Genomic DNA, 18,507 nt, shown 5'->3' on the forward strand with positions numbered 1-18,507 from the left:
CCGAGGAGATCACCGGGCTCGACCTGGTCGAACAGATGATCCGCGTCGCCGCGGGCGAGAAATTATCATTCACGCAGAAGGACGTGAAGATCAACGGCTGGTCGATCGAGAACCGCGTCTATGCCGAGGATCCGTATCGCGGCTTCCTGCCGTCGATCGGCCGCCTGGTGCGCTATCGCCCCCCCGTCGCCGGGGATGGCGTGCGCGTCGACGATGGCGTGCGCGAGGGCGGCGAGGTCAGCATGTTCTACGACCCGATGATCGCCAAGCTGGTCACCCATGCCAGGACGCGCGAGGCGGCGATCGACGCGCAGATCGCGGCGCTGGACGATTTCCAGATCGAGGGGCCGGGGACCAACCTCGATTTCCTGTCGGCGCTGATGCAGCATCCGCGTTTCCGCTCGGGCAACCTCACCACCGGCTTCATCGCCGAGGAATATCCCGATGGCTTCCACGGCGCGCCCGCCGACGAGGCGCTGACGCGCGCGCTGGCGGCGGTCGCCGGCGTGGTCACGGCGGAGCGCGCGGCAAAGGCGCGCGGGATCGACGGGCAATTGGGGCACCCGCTGCCCGTGCCGACCGACTGGGTGGTGCGGATCGGCAAGCGCGATCATCGCGTCTCCGCCTCCGGCAGCGGGGTGACGGTCGACGGCGCGGCGGTGGCCGGTGCGGTGCGCTATGACGCGGCGGCGCGTACCGCGACGGTGGCGGGCGATACGCCGTTGACCGTGAAGGTCACGCCGACCCGCGCGGGCCTGACGCTCAATGCGCGCGGCGCGAGCCACAAGGTGCGCGTGCTGCCGGCGCGGATCGCCGCCTATGCGCGGCACCTGATCGAGAAGGTGCCGCCCGACCTGTCCAAATTCCTGATCGCGCCGATGCCCGGGCTGCTGGTGCGGCTCGACGTGAAACAGGGCGACAAGGTCGAGGCGGGTCAGGCGCTGGCGGTGGTCGAGGCGATGAAGATGGAAAACATCCTGCGCGCCGAGAAGAGCGCTACCGTGAAAACGGTCAACGCCGAGGCGGGCGACAGCCTGGCGGTGGATCAGGTGATCCTCGAACTGGAGTGACGCGCGCCCCGTCGCCCGATAAGGCGACCCGATGCTGGAGATGCGACCCGATTGCGAGCGCTGTGGCGCCGATCTGCCCGCCGATCAGGGCGGCGCGTTCATCTGCTCGTTCGAATGTACCTTCTGCGCCGATTGCGCCGAGGCGATGGATGAGCGCTGCCCGAATTGCGGTGGGGAGTTGCTCGATCGCCCGGCGCGGGTCGGCAAGTCGCTGCAGCGGCATCCGGCCTCCACCGTGCGGCATTTCACGCCGTGACGACCGCGCGCATCCTGATCGTCGCGGGTTCCGATTCGGGCGGTGGGGCGGGCATCCAGGCGGATATCAAGACCGTCACGATGTGGGGCGGCCATGCGATGACCGCGATCACCGCGATCACCGCGCAGAACACCCTGGGGGTGGAGGGCGTTCACGCGATCCCGCCCGCGCTGGTGACGCAGCAGATGGCCTGTGTCGCGCGGGACATTGGGGTGGATGCGGTGAAGATCGGCATGCTGGGCGATGCGGCGATCGCGTCGGCGGTGGCGGACGAACTTGACGGCGCGGCCTATCCTGATGCGATCGTGCTGGACCCGGTGATGATCGCGACCAGCGGCGCGACGCTGGCGGATGCCGCGACGATCGCCGCGATGGAGCGGCTGGCACGCCGTGCCGCGGTGGTGACTCCCAACCTGCCCGAGCTGGCCGCGCTGTGCGGTCGTGTCGCCCTGGCGGCGGACGAGGTGGCGGGGGCCGCCACGGGCTATGCCGCGCGCGTCGGCTCGGCGGTGCTGGTGAAGGGCGGCCATGCCGATGGCGTGACGGTGGTCGATCGCTTGTTCGATCGCTCCGGCGAGGTAGCGCGGTGGGAGAATCGGCGGATCGAGACGCGGCACACGCATGGCACCGGCTGCACGCTGGCCAGCGCGATCGCGACCGGGCTGGCGATGGGCATGGCATTGCCCGCAGCGATCGAACGGGCGATCGCGTTCGTGCGCGCCAGTCTTGAACACGCGCCCGGCCTGGGGCACGGCCATGGGCCGATGGGACAACAGGATGCGACCGGCTTCGCATGCCGGGGCTGATACACGAACGTCGCTGCCTGCCGCCGGTGGCGGGGGTGGACGAGGCGGGGCGCGGCCCGCTGGCGGGGCCGGTGGTCGCGGCCGCGGTGGTGCTGCCGGCGAAGGGCGTGCCGCGCGGGATCAATGATTCGAAGCAATTGTCCGCCGCCGAGCGCGCACGGCTGTCCATGCGGCTGCGTGATTGCGCGCTGATCGGGGTGGGCATCGTTTCCCCGCAGGAGATCGATACGCTCAACATCTATTGGGCGACGATGAAGGCGATGACGCTGGCGGTCGATGAGTTGGCGGTATTGATGGGCGCATCGCCCGGGCATGTGCTGGTGGACGGCAATCGCCTGCCGCGCTGGGGCTATGCGGCCACCGCGATCGTCGGCGGCGATGCGAAGAGCCTGTCGATCGCGGCGGCCTCGATCATCGCCAAGGAAGTGCGCGACGCGATCATGATCGAGGCGGCCGAGGCGCATCCGCATTACGGCTGGGCAAGCAACAAGGGCTATGGCAGCGCGGCGCACCTGCGCGCGCTGCGCGAACATGGCCCCACCCCGCTCCACCGCCGCAGTTTCGCACCGGTGGCGCAACTGGAGTTCGCGCTGCCGACGGGGGTGGCGGGATAGCCCCGCCGCGACGGTGGTGATGGTTCATGGGGAGGCGCGGAGGTCCTTGAAGGGGGCGCACGATCTCCACAGGCTGCCGTCCGACGCCGCCAGATCGCCGGTCCTGGTCCGTCCGGGAAGCGATGCGACGAACCGAGTCGTCGCGAGTCTTTTGCGCAACACGCTATCGGTTGAGTCCGGTGCGATGGGCAGACTCAATATCTGGTTGCGTGCCGGCAATGTTCCGCAGGGATAACGAAATCTCAATGGTTCGCGTTAACCATTGTGTGCTTGACGGAGTCGGCGTTTCCCGCACTTTCGCGCGCTGCAAAGGGGGACTGAGATGGGGGTAATCGAGAAGGTCGCGCGGAAAGCGCGCGACGCAAAGGGAGCGGCGACGCTGCTGCCACTCGATGCCATGGCATCGACGCTGCCGGTCGGGCAGATCGTGATGGGCGATTGCATCGCCGCGATGAAGGCGATGCCGTCGAAATCGGTCGATATGATCTTCGCCGACCCACCGTATAATCTGCAGCTCGGCGGCGAACTGTTCCGCCCGGATGGCAGCCATGTCGATGCGGTCACCGACGATTGGGACAAGTTCGATACGTTCGCCGCGTATGACGCCTTCACGCGCGCCTGGCTGGCGGAGGCGCATCGCATTTTGAAGGACGATGGCACGATCTGGGTGATCGGCAGCTATCACAATATCTTCCGCGTCGGCGCGGCGGTGCAGGATCTCGGCTATTGGATCCTGAACGACATCGTCTGGCGCAAGGCCAATCCGATGCCCAATTTTCGCGGCACGCGCTTCACCAACGCGCATGAGACGCTGATCTGGGCGTCGAAGGGCGAGAAGGCGAAATATACGTTCAACTATCGCAGCATGAAGACGCTGAACGACGAATTGCAGATGCGGTCCGATTGGGAATTCCCGATCTGCGGCGGGCAGGAGCGGCTGAAGAAAGGCGGGGTCAAGGTTCACCCGACGCAGAAGCCCGAGGCGTTGCTGTATCGCATCCTGCTCGCCTGTACGAAGCCGGGCGATGTGGTGCTGGATCCGTTCTTCGGCACCGGGACGACAGGCGCGGTCGCGAAGCGGCTGGGCCGCGCCTGGATCGGGATCGAGCGCGAACTCGGCTATATCGATGCCGCGATGGAGCGGCTCGCGGCGGCGCTGCCGCTCGACGAATCGGCGCTGGCGACGATGCAGAGCCCGAAGTCGCAGCCCAAGGTGGCATTCGGCACCTTGGTGGAGAACGGCTATCTCACCCCCGGCGCGGTGCTGACCGATGCCAAGCGCCGCTTTCGCGCCACCGTCCGCGCGGACGGTTCGCTGGCGAGCGCGTGCGGCGCGACCGGCTCGATCCACAAGCTCGGCGCGGTCCTGCAGGGCGCGCCGGCGTGCAATGGCTGGACCTTCTGGCACCTCGACGACAGCGGCAAGCTGGCGCCGATCGATACGCTGCGGCAGACCTATCTGCTCGCGACGCAGCCGTGATGCCGGTCGCGCCCCTTGCGGGCGTGCGGCGACGCTGAGCGCTAAGGGCGCCAGCCTTCGCCGGGGCGACGGAAGGTTCGCCGCCAGCGCGCGGCGGCATTCGTCAGGGTGACGACCGGGCACCACCGGGTTAGGAGCGCCGCATGACCCTGCACCTGCGCCCAATCCAGTTCGTCGATACCCCGATCGGTTTGCCTGACGGCTCGGTCGCGCGACTGGCGGGGGGGATGCAGTGGTTCGCCGCTTATGAGGTGCGCGACGATGGCGGTCGGCGGCAGGTGCCGGTCGCGGATATCGCCGCGCTGGGGGAGCGCGCGGCGACGCTTCATGCGCGGATCACCGCGCCGCGCCCGCCGTGGACGCTGGGCGAGCGGGTGCTGCGCTTCGATCAGCCACAGGTCGCCGCGATCCTGAACGTCACGCCCGACAGCTTCTCCGATGGCGGTGCATATAGCGACGATCCGGCCGGCGCGGCGGCGGCGGGCATGGCGCTGGCGGGAGCGGGGGCGGCGCTAATCGATGTCGGTGGCGAATCGACCCGCCCGGGCGCGGCGCTGGTGTGGGAAGAGGATGAGGCGAAGCGCGTCGTGCCGGTGATCGAGCGGTTGGTGCGCGGCGGCGCGCTGGTATCGGTCGATACCCGCAAGGCACTGGTGATGCAGGCAGCGCTGGCGGCGGGCGCCGCGATCGTCAACGACGTTTCGGCGTTGTTCTGGGACGAGCGCGCGCTCGATGTGGTCGCGCGCAGCCGCGCGCCGGTGATCCTGATGCATTCGCCGGATCCGAAACACGGCGGCCATGGCCAGGGCGATCCGGGTCGCTCCACCTATCGCGATGTCGTCACCGAGGTGTTCGACTGGCTGGAGCTGCGAATTGAGGCGGTGGTCGCGGCGGGGATCGATCGCGCGCGGATCATGGTTGATCCCGGCATCGGCTTCGGCAAGTCGCTGGCGGATAATCTCGCGCTGATCAACGCACTGGCGATGTTTCACGGCCTCGGTTGCCCGATCATGCTGGGGGCGAGCCGCAAGCGATTGATCGGGGCGCTCAGCAACGAAGCGCCCGTCGGGGAGCGGCTTGGCGGCTCGATCGCATTGGCGCTGCGCGGCGCGGAGGCCGGGGTGCAGCTGTTGCGTGTCCATGATGTGGCCGACACCGTACAGGCGCTGCGCGTGTGGCGCGGCTGGCGGGACCGCGCGTTGGTAGGATAGCGCCGCCGCCAGGCCGCCGGCGACGCGCGCCAGCCCGAAGCCGGTAACAAATCGTTTCGCTGGCGATGCGATGTTGCAACGCGGTGCGGCTAACATGCGTTGCCGAGCCCATGATTGTCACCGCTACACCCCGCTTCAGCCAGATCCTCCGCGAAGTATGGCGGCCGCTTGCCGTGCTGTTCGTGTGGGACGTGATCGTCACCGTCACTTATTATTTGCTGCCATTCAAGGCGCCCAGCCTGCCGCTGACGCTGTTCGGTTCGGCGCTGGCGCTGTTCCTCGGTTTCCGCAGCAACTCGGCCTATCAGCGCTGGTGGGAAGGCCGCTCGCTATGGGGCCTGATGATCAACGCCAGCCGCAATCTGGCACGTGCCGCGCGCAATTTCCTGCCCGATCCGGACGCGACCGACCTGAAGCGCACCATCGTGCTGCGCCAGATCGCCTATGTGAACGCGCTGCGGTGCCAGTTGCGGCGGCAGAAGCCCGACGAGGCGGTGCTGGCCTTCCTGTCGAAGGGTGAGGCCGATTTTGCGCTGGCGCGAACCAACGTCGCCAACGGGATCGTCGACGGCACCGGCCGGCGCATCAATATGGCGCTGCAAAAGGGCTGGATCGACACCATCCAGCAAGCGACGATGGAAGGCGTGTTGATCGATATCGCCAATGCGCAGGGCGGGATGGAGCGGCTGAAGAACACGCCGCTGCCGAATCAATATCGCTTCTTCCCGACGATCTTCACGCATCTGTTCTGCGTGCTGCTGCCGATCGGCCTGGTCGAGACGCTCGGCTTTGCCACGCCGTTGGGGTCGACGGTCGCGGGGTTGATGTTCCTCGCGGTGCTGGCGATCGGCGATGATCTGGTCGATCCGTTCGCGAACACGGTGCACGATTTGCCGCTGAATGCGATGTGCCGGACGATCGAGATCGATCTGTTGCAGGCGATCGGCGATGCGGCGCCCGAACCGTTGCAGCCGGAGAAAGGCGTCCTGTGGTGAGGCGCGGGGCGGCGGACGCAGCGACGCTGCCCGATCACGCCGCGCTGTCGATCCCCAATTCGCTCAGCTTGCGATAGAGCGTCGAGCGACCGATCCCCAGTCGTCGCGCGACCTCGGTCATCCGGCCGCGATAATGGCCGATCGCGAGCCGGATCACGTCCGCCTCGATCTCGTCGAGCGTTCGCAGATGGCCATCGGGGCGGAACAGCGTCACCCCGCCCGACGTCGACAGGGGCGTCGCCAGCGCGGCGGCGCGGGCCGGGCGACTGCCGAGTGCGGCAAGCTGCGGAAAGTCCGCCCGGGTCAGCGCGTCGCCCTCGCACAGCACCGCGGCGCGGAAGAGCGCATTCTGCAACTGCCGCACGTTGCCGGGCCATTCATAGTCGACCAGCAGCGACAGCGCGTCGTCGGTGATGCCGAGTTCGCGCAGCCCCGGCTGGCCCGCGATTCGCGCCAGCAGGTGACGCGCCAGCGCCGGAATATCCTCGCGCCGCTGCCGCAACGGCGGGATCGTCACGGTCACCGCGTTGAGGCGATAGTAGAGATCCTCGCGGAACCGGCCCGCCGCGACTTCCTCAAGCAGGCGTTTGTTGGTGGCGGCGATCACCCGCACGTCGACCGCGCGGGCGTGCCGGCCGCCTAGTGCCAGCACCTCGCCGCTATGCAGCACGTGCAGCAGCTGTGCCTGCGCGTCGAGCGACAGCTGATCGACCTCGTCGAGGAACAACGTGCCGGTGTCCGCTTCGACGAAGCGCCCGGAGCGGCGCTCGAATGCGCCAGCGAAGGCGCCCTGTTCATGCCCGAACAGCTCGCTCTCGATCTGGTTCGCAGGCACGGCGGCGCAATTGACGGTGACGCGCGGATTGCGCGCGCGGGGGGAAGCGGCATGGATCGCCTCCGCGACGACCTCCTTGCCGACGCCGCTCTCGCCCTCGATCAGCACGGGGACGCGCGCGCGCGCCGCCTTGGCCGCGATCGCCAGTGCCGCCCGGAATTCGGGGGCGGAGCCGACGATCTCGTCGAAGCCCAGCATCGCCGGGATCTTCTCGGTCAGCGGACGCAATTCGCCCGCCACGCTGCCTGCCACCGCCGCCTCCAGCGCGGCCAGCAATCGCTGCGGCGCGAGCGGGGTGACCAGATAGTCGGTCGCGCCAGAGCGCATTGCCGCGACCGCCTGCGCCACCGAGGCGGAGCCGGTCAGCATCAGGATCGGCAGCTGCGGCCGATAGGCGCGCAATTGCGCGATCAGCGGCGCGGCGCCGTGATCGTCGATGGGGCTATCTTCGCGATGATCGAGCAGGATCGCGTCGAGCTGCATGCCGTCCTGCGTGCCGAACATCGCCAACGCCATCTCGCCGTCGTTGGCGAAGATGGTGCGCCAGCCCGCACGGGCGGCGATCGTCGCGACCTGGCGGCGGCGTGCGGCGTCGTCGTCGATCAGCATCAGCAGGCGTTGCCCATTGCGCGTCATGTGTCGCCTGTACCCCTTAACCTCGCCTTTGCCGATGGCTGCCGGCGGATGTCACTGGCGGACGGCGATAAAGGATACCGGTAAAGAGCGGCTTAAGCGCTATACAGGCGATATTGCCTCGCCGCGCGCCTTTATCTAGGCTTTAGCAACGCCGAACCAGAGAGGAACATCATGGCCAACCCCGCCGACATCAAGGCGCACGAATCCACCTATTTCAGCGTTATCGGCTTTCTGAAATATGGTGCGGTGGCGTGCTTCCTGCTCGCTTTCCTTGTCGTCTGGCTGATTTCATAAGCAGATGCGGATCGCGGTCCTGAGGGAGGGGGCTTCCGGCGAGAGCCGGGTGGCCGCGACGCCGGAAACGGTCAAGAAATTCATCGCGCTGGGGGCGACGGTCGCTGTCGAGGCGGGCGCCGGCACGGGGGCATCGATTGCCGACGCCGATTATGCCGCCGCGGGCGCGCAGGTCGCGGATCGCGCGGCGACGCTGGCGGGCGCGCAGATCGTCCTTGGGGTGCAGGGCCCCGACCCGGCGACGCTGGGCGGCACCGCGCCCGGGGCGTGGATCGTCGCGGGGCTCAACCCCTTCGGCGCCGGTGAGAATGGAGGGCGCGCGCGCGTCGATGCCTATGCCGCCGCCGGCTACGAGGCGCTGGCGATGGAATTCATGCCGCGCATCACGCGCGCGCAGTCGATGGATATCCTGTCGTCGCAATCCAATCTTGCCGGGTACAAGGCGGTGCTCGACGCCGCCGCCGAATATGGCCGCGCTTTCCCAATGATGATGACCGCGGCGGGCACCGTCAGTGCTGCCAAGGTGTTCGTGATGGGCGTCGGCGTCGCGGGCCTGCAGGCGATCGCCACCGCCCGTCGGCTGGGAGCACAGGTTTCCGCCACCGACGTGCGCTCCGCGACGAAGGAGCAGATCCAGTCGCTCGGCGCGAAGCCGATCTTCGTGGAGAATGTCGCCGGGATCGAGGGCGAGGGCAGTGGCGGCTATGCCGGGGAAATGAGCGCGGAATATCAGGCGGCGCAGGCCGACCTGGTATCGTCGCACATCGCCAAGCAGGATATCGTCATCACCACCGCGCTGATTCCGGGCCGCCCCGCGCCCCGACTGATCAGCGACGCGCAGATCGCGACGATGCGCGACGGCTCGGTCATCGTCGATCTGGCGGTGGAGCAGGGCGGCAATGTCGAGGGGGCGGTCGCGGGCGAGGTCGTCGTGCGGCATGGCGTGAAGATCGTCGGCCACCGCAACGTCGCCGGCCGGCTGGCGGCGGACGCTTCGGCCTTGTTCGCGCGCAACCTGTATAATTTCCTGTCGACCTTCTGGGACAAGGAACAGGGACGGCCAATACTCGACGAGGAAATCGGCGACGCGGTGCGGCTGACGAAGGACGGCGCGGTGGTGAACCCGCGGTTATTGTCGTGAGGGCCGCGCGGACGGTGAGCGAGATCGACCGCCAGCATCATGGCGCGCCATCACAGTCGGTTCGTGGCCGAGCGCGCGATCGCTTTATGCAAAAAAACGGGAACAGGGTGGTCAGGGTGGCGGCGGTGAACGTGCGGCGCGACGTCGAAGCAGTTGCTGCTTCGATCGTCACGCTCGCGGCAACGCCCCTCCACCATCCCCGGCGTGGGGAGGAATAACATGGACTTTATCTCGATCCTGTCGGTGTTCGTGCTGGCTTGTTGCGTCGGCTATTACGTCGTCTGGTCGGTCACGCCCGCGCTGCATACGCCGTTGATGGCGGTCACCAATGCGATTTCCTCGGTGATCATCGTCGGCGCGCTGATCGCCAGCGCGGCGGCGGGCAGCCTGGGGGGCAAATGGCTGGGGCTGCTGGCGGTGGTGCTGGCAAGCGTCAACATCTTTGGCGGCTTCGCGGTGACGCATCGGATGCTGGCGATGTATAAGAAAAAGGAGCGGCCGGCGGCGCGTTGACCGTCGCTCCTGCGAAGGCAGGGGCCCATGCCGGCAGCGGCATGGGGCATATATCGACACGGACAGCGCGGCGGGTGTGTCACGCGGCGCGCGATACGGAATAGTCATCGGCCCCTGCCTGCGCAGGGGCGACGGGGGGAAGAACATCGTGGAGCACGTCGCCGTCAATCCGTGGGTCGCGCTGGCGTATCTGATCGCCGGGGTGTGCTTCATCCTGGCATTGCGCGGGCTGTCCAGCCCGGCGACCAGCCAGCGCGGCAACCGTTTCGGCATGATCGGCATGGGGCTCGCGGTCGTCACGACGCTGCTGACGCATGTGCCGGTCGTCGCCACGGTGGTCGAGGGCTATGGCTATACCGCGTTGTTTGCGCGCATCGATTATGTCGCGGTGCTGGAGATCGTCGCCGCGATCGCGCTTGGCGCCGCGATTGGGTTGACCACCGCGCGGCGGATCGCGATGACCGCGATGCCGCAGCTGGTCGCCGCGTTCCACAGCCTGGTGGGCCTCGCCGCGGTGCTGGTCGCGGCGGCGGCGTTCCTGAACCCGGTGGCGTTCGGCATCGCGCGGATCCTGGTCGATGCGTTCGGCACGCCGGTGGCCTATATCCTGCCGGTCAGCCGGGTCGAGATGGGGCTGGGCGTCGCGATCGGCGCGATCACCTTCTCGGGAAGCGTCATCGCGTTCCTGAAGCTGAACGGCAACATGGGCGGTGCGCCGATCATGCTGCCGGGGCGGCATGTCATCAACCTTTCCGTCCTGGCGGCCATCCTGCTGCTGGTGGCTTATTTCACGCTCGATCAGAGCCCGTGGGTGTTCTGGACGATCACATTGCTGTCGTTCGCCATCGGGTTCCTGCTGATCATCCCGATCGGCGGCGCGGACATGCCGGTCGTCGTGTCGATGCTCAACAGCTATTCGGGCTGGGCGGCGGCGGCGATGGGGTTCACGCTGCATAACAGCGCGATGATCATTACCGGCGCGCTGGTGGGATCGTCGGGCGCGATCCTGAGCTACATCATGTGCCGCGCGATGAACCGCAGCTTCATCAGCGTGATCGCGGGCGGCTTCGGCAGCGCGCCCGAAGCCGGCGCGGGCGGCGCGGCCAAGGTGGATCGCCCGTGGAAGCGCGGCAGCGCGGAGGATGCCGCCTTCCTGATGACCCAGGCGGAGCAGGTGATCATCGTCCCCGGCTATGGCATGGCGGTGGCGCAGGCGCAGCACGTGCTGCGCGAGATGGCGGACAAGCTGAAGGAACATGGCGTCCGGGTGAAATACGCCATCCACCCGGTCGCGGGGCGCATGCCGGGGCATATGAACGTGCTGCTGGCCGAAGCGAACGTGCCCTATGACGAGGTGTTCGAGCTGGAGGACATCAACAGCGAGTTCGCGCAGACCGACGTCGCGTTCGTCATCGGCGCAAACGACGTTACCAATCCTGCGGCGAAGACCGACAAGAGCTCGCCGATCTACGGCATGCCCGTTTTGGACGTGGAAAAGGCCAAAACGGTGTTGTTCGTGAAGCGCAGCATGGGCGGCGTCGGCTATGCCGGTGTCGACAACGATGTCTTCTATATGGACAACACGATGATGCTGCTCGCCGACGCGAAGAAGATGGTCGAAGAAATCGTCAAATCGATCGACTGACCGGAATGTCCGATTCCTTCGCGGCGGGGGGCGCGCGCGATGCGACGTTCTTCCTCGCCAGCCTGCGTGGCGACGGTGCGATCGATGCGGTCGAGGCGATCGCGTTGGTGGGCGGGACGATCATCGCGCATGTCGCGCTGAACGCGGCGGTTAGCCACATGGCCGGGATCTTCGATGCGGATCCCGCCGGGCTGAACGCGCCGGTCATCGTTCTCGACGTCACCGGCGCGGATGAGGATCTGTTGCATGAGGTTGTCGCCGCCGCGGACGCGATCGTCGTCTCGCGAGGTGCGCGCCTCGTCATCGGGCTTGATCTCCCACAGATCGACCCGGTCGCCGCTGCGCTTCGCGATGGACTAGGGAGCGTGCAATTGCTGTGCGAATCGGATCAGGCCGAGTGGATCAGTGCGATCGTCATCGCCGCGGTGCGCGATACCGGTCTCTTTCGGAGTGCCGATGAAGAACGCCAGCGGCTGGCGCAACTACACGAGGAGGTGGCGCGAATCGCCGATATGTTGGCGCGGCTGAGCGGCCGTGACGATCATAGCGACCGGGCCAAGGATCGCCGCCTGAGCTTCGCGCTGCCGCCGATCGCGCTCGACCTGCCGCCGCGCGCCGTGCGCGACGTGATCCGCGCGCGGCGCATGCGCGACCGCTTTTTGGGCGAGGGACTGTTCGAGGATCCGGCATGGGACATGCTGCTCGATCTGTTCGCGGCGCGGCTGGAGCGGCGGCGCGTATCGGTGTCGAGCCTGTGTATCGCCGCCGCGGTGGCGCCGACCACCGCGTTGCGCTGGATCGCCAAGCTGACCGCGCGCGGCATGCTGGTGCGCTCGCCCGACGACGAGGACCGGCGCCGCAGCCACATCGCGCTAAGCGACGAATCGGCCGCGGCGATGCAGCGCTACGTTCATGCACTGACCAGCGCGAACCTGCCGCTCGTATGACGTTGGGCATCAGCCGGGTTGCGATCGGCGTAAAGCGCGGTATGAGGCGCTTTCCCCGCGACAGGGGCGCTTAGCTCAGCTGGTAGAGCGGCTCGTTTACACCGAGTAGGTCGGCGGTTCGAACCCGTCAGCGCCCACCATCCTTTGGTTCGCCACGTCCATAGGGGTTTTTCGAGCGAATGTTGGCGGCTGGCGACTGGCCGGGCGAAGCGACGCTCGCCCGCAGGCGGAAGCGTATCGAAGGCGTTGCTTCAAATCCTCTCGTGCGCCACGCTCGCCGTCGCTCTCCGGGCCATGACGGGGCCAGCATGGGGGAGCGCGAAGGGCACTTCAGGAGCATCATGCGGCGCCAACCGAGCCTTATCAGTCTGCGCCTGTTTCAGATGGTGGCGCACCATCGCAGCTTCAGCGAAACCGCGCGGCTCGCGAATGTGTCGCAGCCGGCGCTCAGTCGTACCATTCGCCTGCTGGAGGAGCAACTCGGCAGCCGTCTGTTCGATCGGAATTCGCGCAATGTCGCGCTCACCAGCGCGGGCGAGGCCCTGCTGCCGGTCGTGGAACGGCTGACGTCGGATTTCGACCATGCCTTCACCGGGCTGGCGCAGACCTTCGCCGGGGAACGCGGGCGCGTGGTGGTGGGCGCTCTTCCCTCGGTCGCGGCCGGCCCGCTCCCGCACGCCATCGCCAGCTTCAGGCGCAGCCATCCCAACGTCGAAATCGTGATGCGCGATCACCTGTCGGGCGCGTTGTACGAGCAGATGGACGGTCGCCAGATCGATCTGGCGATCACGACCCCGCCCGACAGCGACGCCTTTCTGTTCGATCCGCTGATGAACGACGCGATGGTGCTGGCCTGCCAAAGCGGCGGTTTGCTGGATACCGGCGGCCCCGCCCGCTGGTCGATCCTCGCGGAGCATCCGTTCATCGCCATGGCACCGAGCAGCAGCGTCCGCGAGCTGACCGACGCCGCGATGATCCGTGCCGACGTGTCCGTGATCCCGCTCTACGGCTGCGCGCAATTGGCGAGCGTCGGCGCATTGATAGAGGCCGGGCTGGGCATCACTGCCCTGCCGCATTCGACGCTCGGCATGCTGCACGGGCGCGCGATCGCATGGCGTCCGCTGGTCGACCCGGTCGTGGAGCGCAGCATCGGCGTCGCGCGGCTCGCCGGGCGGACGCTGCCGCCCGCGGCGCAGGCGTTCCTCCATCACTTCCTCGCGACCACCCGCTGAGCCGGACGAGCCCCGGCGCACGCTTCCAATATCCTGATTGATCGATCCAATAATTCATATTGCTGGATCGAGGGCGTCGCAACATGATGGGCTTTAGCAAAGGGGAGGAGCATGCTGGCCGTTGTTGGCGTCGTGGCGATCGCATCGCTGCTCGCGCTCATCCTGACCAATCGGATATCGCCGCTCGCCGCCCTCATCCTCGTGCCGGTCGCGGCGGCGATCGTCATCGGGCTGGGTGCGGCGGTACCGGGCTATGTCGTGGCGGGCATCGCGAAAATCGCGCCCGTCGCCGGGATGTTCGTTTTCGCGATCCTCTTTTTCGGCATCATGAACGACGCCGGCCTGCTGGCGCCGCTCGTCGGGCTGGTGCTGCGGCTGGTGGGAGAGAATCCGCGGTACATCGCCGTGGGAACCGCTGCCCTGGCGCTGCTCATCCACCTCGATGGTTCGGGCGCCGTGTGCTTCCTGGTCACCGTTCCGGCGCTGCGCCCCTTGTATGATCGTCTGGGAATGGACCGCCGCGTGCTTGCCTGCACGGCGTCGCTGGCGGCCGGGGTCAACTTCCTGCCATGGACCGGGCCGACGTTGCGCGCCTCGGCGGCGCTGAAGGTGCCGGTGTCGACGCTCTTTACGCCGATGATTGGCGTGCAACTCGTTGGTCTTGGCTTCGTGTTCGCGGCGTCATGGTGGCTCGGCGACCGCGAGGCGCGGCGCATTGCGGCGGGGCGGTCGCTGCCGCTGGCAGCCGGCATCGACGGTGACGCGCCGGCCGGGCGATCGAACACCACCGCCGACGCCGACGCCACCGCGCGGTTGCTGCGTCCGCGACTGATGCCCGTCAACGTCGTGCTGACGCTGTCGGTCATCGTCATCATGGTGTCGGGGCTGGTCGAACCAGTGGTCGTTTTCATGGTCGGCACCGCGCTGGCGCTGTTGATCAACTATCCGGACGCGCACGAGCAGCGCCGCCGGATCGACGCCCATGCCTCCGCCGCGCTGCTGATGGCTGGGGTGCTGTTCGCCGCGGGCGCCTTCACCGGCATCATGAACGGCTCCGGCATGATCGCGGCGATGGCGCACGCCGCCGCAGCGCACGTGCCGGACGGCATCGGAGCCCGGCTGCCGCTGATCGTGGGGGTGTTGGCGATGCCGCTCAGCCTGCTGTTCGATCCCGATTCCTTTTACTTCGGGGTGTTACCCGTCCTGGCCGGCGTGGCCGAGCGGTTCGGGAACACGTCCGTGTCGGTCGCGCAGGCGGCGCTATTGGGGCAGATGACGACAGGATTTCCGATAAGCCCGCTCACCCCCGCCACCTTTCTGGTGGCGGGCCTCAGCGGGATCGAACTCGGCGCGCATCAGCGCTTCGCGATTCCCTGGCTGTTTGCCGCCAGCCTCGTGATGGTCGTGGCGGCGGTGCTGCTCGGGTTGTTCTCGCTGTGAAGGCGGCGGGCACGATCAGGGTCGGCGCCGGGGCGGGCTTCGCGGGCGACCGCATCGAGCCCGCAGTGGAGCTCGTGGAGCACGGCGAACTCGATTATCTGGTGTTCGAGTGCCTCGCCGAACGGACGATCGCCGCGGCGCAACAGGCGCGTCGCGGCGATCCGAGCGGCGGGTTCGATCCGCTGCTGCTCGAACGCATGCGCCGCGTGCTGCCGGCGGCGCATGCGCGCGGGATCAGGATCGTGACCAACGCTGGCGCGGCCAATCCGGTCGGGGCGGCGCGGGCGATCGCCGCCCTCGCCCGCGACATGGGGCTCACTCCCATGCGCATCGCGGCGGTGACGGGCGACGACGTCCTCGCCACGATCGAGGCGACGCCGTGGCCGCTGATCGACCGTTTCGGCACGACCGCCGACCTGCAGCGCAAATTGTCCGCCAACGCCTATCTAGGCGCGGAGCCGATCGGTGCTGCGCTGGACCGTGGCGCCCAGGTGGTCGTCACCGGGCGGGTGGGCGATCCGGCGCTGTTCGTCGGGCCGATGCTCCACGCCTTCGGCTGGTCGCTCGACGATCCCGTCCTGATCGGGCGCGGGACGATGATCGGCCATCTGCTCGAATGCGCCGGGCAGCTGACCGGCGGCTATTTCGCGGACAGCGGGCGCAAACAGGTGCCCGGTCTCGCGCGGCTCGGCTTTCCGTTTGCGGATATCGCGCCCGACGGCACCGCGACGCTCGGCAAGGTGGCCGGCTCCGGGGGGCAGCTTTCGGTCGCGAGCTGCAAGGAGCAGTTGCTGTACGAGATCCTCGATCCCGGCGCCTATCATCAGGCCGATGTGGTGGCGGATTTCCGCACCGCGCGCTTCGTCCAGGTGGCGCCCGACAGTATCGCGGTATCCGGTGGTGGCGGCACGGCGCGAACCGGACAGCTGAAGGTATCGATCGGCTATGACGATGGATTCATCGGGGAGGGCCAGATTTCCTATGCGGGGCCTGCCGCGATCGACCGTGGCAGAATGGCGATCGAGATCGTCCGTGAACGGCTGCGGATCGTGGGCGCCGAGGTGAGCGAGTTGCGATGCGACCTGATCGGGGTCGATGCGGTCGACCGTTCGGGCGGCGATGGCGCCGCCGCCCCGCGCGAGGTGCGCGTGCGAGTGGCCGGGCGCAGCGCGAACCGCGCGAGCGCCGCCGCCATCGGAGCGGAGGTGGAGGCGTTGTATACCAATGGGCCATTCGGAGGCGGTGGCGCGACACGCGCGGTTCGCCCGGTCCTGGCGATCGCGTCGACGCTGCTGCCTGCCGACGCGGTGACGCCAAAGGTCGAGATGGTGGAGGCCTGAATGCTGCTCGGCGATGTTGCGCACCTGCGCACCGGGGACAAGGGCGACATCTCTCAGATCTCGGTGATCGTCTATGATCCGGCGCACTATCCGCTGATCGAGCGGGCGGTGACGGCGGACCGCGTCCTTTCGCACCTGCCGGGCCTGCGTGCCCGTCGGGTCACCCGTTATACGCTGCCGGAGCTGGGGGCGCTCAACTTCGTACTGGAAGGCGCGCTGAGTGGCGGCGTCACCCGTTCGCTGGCGCTGGATGCCCATGGCAAGTCGCTCGGCGCGCAATTGCTCGATCTCGTGATCGGCGACGATAGGGGCGCGGAGGGGGCTGCCGCCGGGGACGCGGATTGATCGCCGCGATCTTCCTGAGCGGTGCCGCGCTCGCCTGGGCTTCGGACGCCGCCAGTATTCCGGCGCCCGAGGTCACCTGCCGCTCGCTCGCGGCGCCTGGGACGGTTGCCGAGTGGCGGCCCGGTGACGCGGACGAACCGGCGCATTGCCGGGTGCGCGGTGTATTGCGTCCGGTCGCCGGGTCGCGGATCGGCTTCGAACTGCTGTTGCCCCCGCCGTCGCGTTGGACGGGGCGGTTCCAGATGCTTGGCAATGGCGGCTATTCATCCGATCTGCCGCGACCCGGGATGCGCCGCTCGCTGGCTCGCGGCAGCGCGGTGGCCGCGACCGACACCGGGCATAGCGGAGACGATCCCGATTTCGCTCGCGGACACCCGCAGGCGATCGCCGACTGGGCGTGGCGCGCGGTGCATGTCACCGCGATCGCCGCCAAGGCGCTGGTCGCTCGCTTCTATCAGCGGCCGGCGGATCACGCCTATTTCGCCGGATGCTCGACCGGCGGTCATCAGGCGATGATGGAGGCGCAGCGCTTCCCGCATGACTTCGACGGTATCGTCGCCGGCGCGCCCGGCAGTAATCGCGTTCGGCTCAATGCCGCATTCCTGTGGCAATATCTGTCGAACCACCGGCGCGGCGACGATACCGCCGCTTTGCTGTCGCCGGCCGATCTGCGGTTGCTGAACCAGCATGCGCAGACCATGTGCGGCAGCGCCAACGGCGGCGCGGTGGGCGGGCTGGCCAGTGATCAGTGGCTGAACGATCCGCTGTCGTGTCATGTGGAGCCCGCCGCGCTGGCGTGCCGGCCGGGGCAGACGAACGATTGCCTTGCGCCGGAGCAGGTGGCGGCGGCGCGTGCCATGTATCGCGGTGCGCCCGATCCGCGCGGCGGTGCGCGGGTGACGATACCCTGGCTGCCCGGAAGCGAGCCGGGCTGGTCGCTCTACTGGGCGGACCCCGCGCGACCGCAACAACCGGCGCGTGCCAATTTCTGGCGCACCTGGGCGGGGTTTGGCGACGGCTGGAACTGGTGGCGTTTCTCCTTCGGGCGCGATCTCGCCGTTGCGCAACGGCGATTGTCCCCGGTCATCGATGCTGTGAACCCCGACCTGCGCGCCTTCCGCCAGCGCGGCGGCAAGCTGTTGCAATATCATGGCCTTGCCGATCCGGTGGTGTCGCCGCTCGATACGCTTGCCTATCGCCGCGCCATGATGTCGCGCACGGATCCGCGCGGCGGCGGGCGATGGTATCGATTATTCCTGGTGCCGGGCATGGGCCATTGCGGCGGCGGACCGGGCTTTACCGATTTTGACGCGCAGGCGGCGATCGAAACATGGGTAGAGCGAGGCCACGCCCCCGACCGGCTCGTGGCCGCCGACGCGGTAAGCCGCACGCGCCCGCTCTGCCCGTTTCCGGCGCGTGCCCAGTATGTCGGCGGGGATAGCGCGCGCGCCGAAAGCTACCGCTGCGAACGACCCGCCCTGCGCTGACGCGACCGGCCGATCGGATCGGCGCGATCGATCTATCCACAAACTGCAATGTTCGATCACAAAGTTGTATTTCACTTATGGGCGTGGTCAGCGCATCGAAGGTGCAAGGGGGCCGAGTTCCCCGGGGCTAGAGGCGCCGGCATTGCCGGCGAGCAAGGGGAGAGGATCGATGAAGGCACTGGTTTGGGCATGCGGCGCGTCGGTTGCGGCGTTGACGATT

18 protein-coding genes and 1 tRNA gene are annotated in these 18,507 nt (G+C 67.9%); 18 read left to right on the forward strand and 1 reads right to left on the reverse strand.

The annotated features are described in order from the left end of the window. From ACFDSW_RS07705 to ACFDSW_RS07735, 7 genes are all read left to right on the forward strand, one after another. Nucleotides 1–1,070 (forward strand): biotin/lipoyl-containing protein (locus ACFDSW_RS07705; protein ID WP_375249702.1); only part of this gene is annotated, 1,070 nt, incomplete at its 5' end. Between the two features lie 31 nt (nt 1,071–1,101). Further along, nucleotides 1,102–1,326 carry a DUF1272 domain-containing protein gene (locus ACFDSW_RS07710; RefSeq protein WP_375249703.1) on the forward strand — a complete coding sequence of 75 codons (225 nt, stop codon included), beginning with the start codon at nt 1,102–1,104 and terminating at the stop codon, nt 1,324–1,326. Continuing rightward, complete coding sequence (gene thiD / locus ACFDSW_RS07715; RefSeq protein WP_375249704.1) at nt 1,323–2,132, forward strand: bifunctional hydroxymethylpyrimidine kinase/phosphomethylpyrimidine kinase; 810 nt, start codon at nt 1,323–1,325, stop codon at nt 2,130–2,132. Before ACFDSW_RS07710 ends, thiD begins: the two co-directional genes overlap by 4 nt. Continuing rightward, nucleotides 2,120–2,746, forward strand: a complete 627-nt coding sequence (locus tag ACFDSW_RS07720; protein WP_375249705.1) for a ribonuclease HII — start codon at nt 2,120–2,122, stop codon at nt 2,744–2,746. Before thiD ends, ACFDSW_RS07720 begins: the two co-directional genes overlap by 13 nt. A 322-nt stretch (nt 2,747–3,068) precedes the next feature. Then, nucleotides 3,069–4,226, forward strand: a complete 1,158-nt coding sequence (locus ACFDSW_RS07725) for a site-specific DNA-methyltransferase (RefSeq protein WP_375249706.1) — start codon at nt 3,069–3,071, stop codon at nt 4,224–4,226. A gap of 143 nt (nt 4,227–4,369) precedes the next feature. Next, a complete protein-coding gene (gene folP / locus ACFDSW_RS07730; protein ID WP_375249707.1) occupies nt 4,370–5,437 on the forward strand; it encodes a dihydropteroate synthase in 1,068 nt (355 codons plus the stop codon). A gap of 110 nt (nt 5,438–5,547) precedes the next feature. Further along, the gene (locus ACFDSW_RS07735) at nt 5,548–6,432 is read left to right on the forward strand and encodes a bestrophin family protein (RefSeq protein WP_375249708.1); all 885 of its coding nucleotides are present in this window, start codon (nt 5,548–5,550) and stop codon (nt 6,430–6,432) included. 34 nt (nt 6,433–6,466) lie between these two features. On the opposite strand, the gene ACFDSW_RS07740 is transcribed toward ACFDSW_RS07735, so the two are convergent. Continuing rightward, on the reverse strand, nt 6,467–7,903 hold the full coding sequence (locus tag ACFDSW_RS07740) for a sigma-54-dependent transcriptional regulator (RefSeq protein ID WP_375249709.1): 1,437 nt from the start codon (nt 7,901–7,903) through the stop codon (nt 6,467–6,469). Between the two features lie 171 nt (nt 7,904–8,074). On the opposite strand from ACFDSW_RS07740, the gene ACFDSW_RS07745 reads away from it, so the two are divergent. From ACFDSW_RS07745 to ACFDSW_RS07795, 11 genes are all read left to right on the forward strand, one after another. After that, complete coding sequence (locus tag ACFDSW_RS07745) at nt 8,075–8,197, forward strand: aa3-type cytochrome c oxidase subunit IV (RefSeq protein ID WP_375249710.1); 123 nt, start codon at nt 8,075–8,077, stop codon at nt 8,195–8,197. A 4-nt stretch (nt 8,198–8,201) separates the two neighbouring features. Continuing rightward, the gene (locus tag ACFDSW_RS07750; RefSeq protein WP_375249711.1) at nt 8,202–9,338 is read left to right on the forward strand and encodes an NAD(P) transhydrogenase subunit alpha; all 1,137 of its coding nucleotides are present in this window, start codon (nt 8,202–8,204) and stop codon (nt 9,336–9,338) included. A gap of 219 nt (nt 9,339–9,557) precedes the next feature. Next, complete coding sequence (locus tag ACFDSW_RS07755; RefSeq protein WP_375249712.1) at nt 9,558–9,851, forward strand: NAD(P) transhydrogenase subunit alpha; 294 nt, start codon at nt 9,558–9,560, stop codon at nt 9,849–9,851. 148 nt (nt 9,852–9,999) lie between these two features. Further along, a complete protein-coding gene (locus ACFDSW_RS07760; protein WP_375249713.1) occupies nt 10,000–11,496 on the forward strand; it encodes an NAD(P)(+) transhydrogenase (Re/Si-specific) subunit beta in 1,497 nt (498 codons plus the stop codon). Between the two features lie 5 nt (nt 11,497–11,501). Beyond that, nucleotides 11,502–12,443 carry a hypothetical protein gene (locus tag ACFDSW_RS07765; protein WP_375249714.1) on the forward strand — a complete coding sequence of 314 codons (942 nt, stop codon included), beginning with the start codon at nt 11,502–11,504 and terminating at the stop codon, nt 12,441–12,443. A gap of 64 nt (nt 12,444–12,507) precedes the next feature. Then, nucleotides 12,508–12,583, forward strand: a tRNA-Val gene (locus ACFDSW_RS07770). Nucleotides 12,584–12,784: 201 nt separating this feature from the next. Next, nucleotides 12,785–13,675: a LysR substrate-binding domain-containing protein gene (locus tag ACFDSW_RS07775; protein ID WP_375249715.1), complete on the forward strand. Its 891-nt coding sequence runs from the start codon at nt 12,785–12,787 to the stop codon at nt 13,673–13,675. A 111-nt stretch (nt 13,676–13,786) separates the two neighbouring features. Continuing rightward, entirely contained in the window at nt 13,787–15,115 is a 1,329-nt protein-coding gene (locus ACFDSW_RS07780) for a CitMHS family transporter (protein WP_375249716.1), read from the forward strand. Then, nucleotides 15,112–16,455 (forward strand): acyclic terpene utilization AtuA family protein, encoded by a 1,344-nt coding sequence (locus ACFDSW_RS07785; RefSeq protein WP_375249717.1) that lies wholly within the window; start codon nt 15,112–15,114, stop codon nt 16,453–16,455. The genes ACFDSW_RS07780 and ACFDSW_RS07785 overlap by 4 nt, the downstream gene beginning before the upstream one ends. After that, on the forward strand, nt 16,456–16,800 hold the full coding sequence (locus tag ACFDSW_RS07790; protein ID WP_375249718.1) for a hypothetical protein: 345 nt from the start codon (nt 16,456–16,458) through the stop codon (nt 16,798–16,800). It abuts the gene before it with no gap. After that, on the forward strand, nt 16,797–18,287 hold the full coding sequence (locus tag ACFDSW_RS07795) for a tannase/feruloyl esterase family alpha/beta hydrolase (RefSeq protein WP_375249719.1): 1,491 nt from the start codon (nt 16,797–16,799) through the stop codon (nt 18,285–18,287). Before ACFDSW_RS07790 ends, ACFDSW_RS07795 begins: the two co-directional genes overlap by 4 nt. Nucleotides 18,288–18,507 lie beyond the last annotated feature (220 nt).

It is taken from the genome of Sphingomonas sp. (assembly GCF_042091075.1).
In the GTDB taxonomy this organism is placed as follows: Bacteria; Pseudomonadota; Alphaproteobacteria; order Sphingomonadales; family Sphingomonadaceae; genus Sphingomonas.

What these genes read in the sequence shown, in the direction of transcription:
- ACFDSW_RS07775 (WP_375249715.1), top strand. Translation starts at nt 12,785, where the DNA reads ATGCGGCGCCAACCGAGCCTTATCAGTCTGCGCCTGTTTCAGATGGTG.
- ACFDSW_RS07710 (WP_375249703.1), top strand. Translation starts at nt 1,102, where the DNA reads ATGCTGGAGATGCGACCCGATTGCGAGCGCTGTGGCGCCGATCTGCCC.
- ACFDSW_RS07735 (WP_375249708.1), top strand. Translation starts at nt 5,548, where the DNA reads ATGATTGTCACCGCTACACCCCGCTTCAGCCAGATCCTCCGCGAAGTA.
- ACFDSW_RS07765 (WP_375249714.1), top strand. Translation starts at nt 11,502, where the DNA reads ATGTCCGATTCCTTCGCGGCGGGGGGCGCGCGCGATGCGACGTTCTTC.
- ACFDSW_RS07740 (WP_375249709.1), bottom strand. Translation starts at nt 7,903, where the DNA reads ATGACGCGCAATGGGCAACGCCTGCTGATGCTGATCGACGACGACGCC.
- ACFDSW_RS07780 (WP_375249716.1), top strand. Translation starts at nt 13,787, where the DNA reads ATGCTGGCCGTTGTTGGCGTCGTGGCGATCGCATCGCTGCTCGCGCTC.
- ACFDSW_RS07790 (WP_375249718.1), top strand. Translation starts at nt 16,456, where the DNA reads ATGCTGCTCGGCGATGTTGCGCACCTGCGCACCGGGGACAAGGGCGAC.
- ACFDSW_RS07720 (WP_375249705.1), top strand. Translation starts at nt 2,120, where the DNA reads ATGCCGGGGCTGATACACGAACGTCGCTGCCTGCCGCCGGTGGCGGGG.
- ACFDSW_RS07755 (WP_375249712.1), top strand. Translation starts at nt 9,558, where the DNA reads ATGGACTTTATCTCGATCCTGTCGGTGTTCGTGCTGGCTTGTTGCGTC.
- ACFDSW_RS07725 (WP_375249706.1), top strand. Translation starts at nt 3,069, where the DNA reads ATGGGGGTAATCGAGAAGGTCGCGCGGAAAGCGCGCGACGCAAAGGGA.
- ACFDSW_RS07745 (WP_375249710.1), top strand. Translation starts at nt 8,075, where the DNA reads ATGGCCAACCCCGCCGACATCAAGGCGCACGAATCCACCTATTTCAGC.
- ACFDSW_RS07750 (WP_375249711.1), top strand. Translation starts at nt 8,202, where the DNA reads ATGCGGATCGCGGTCCTGAGGGAGGGGGCTTCCGGCGAGAGCCGGGTG.
- folP (WP_375249707.1), top strand. Translation starts at nt 4,370, where the DNA reads ATGACCCTGCACCTGCGCCCAATCCAGTTCGTCGATACCCCGATCGGT.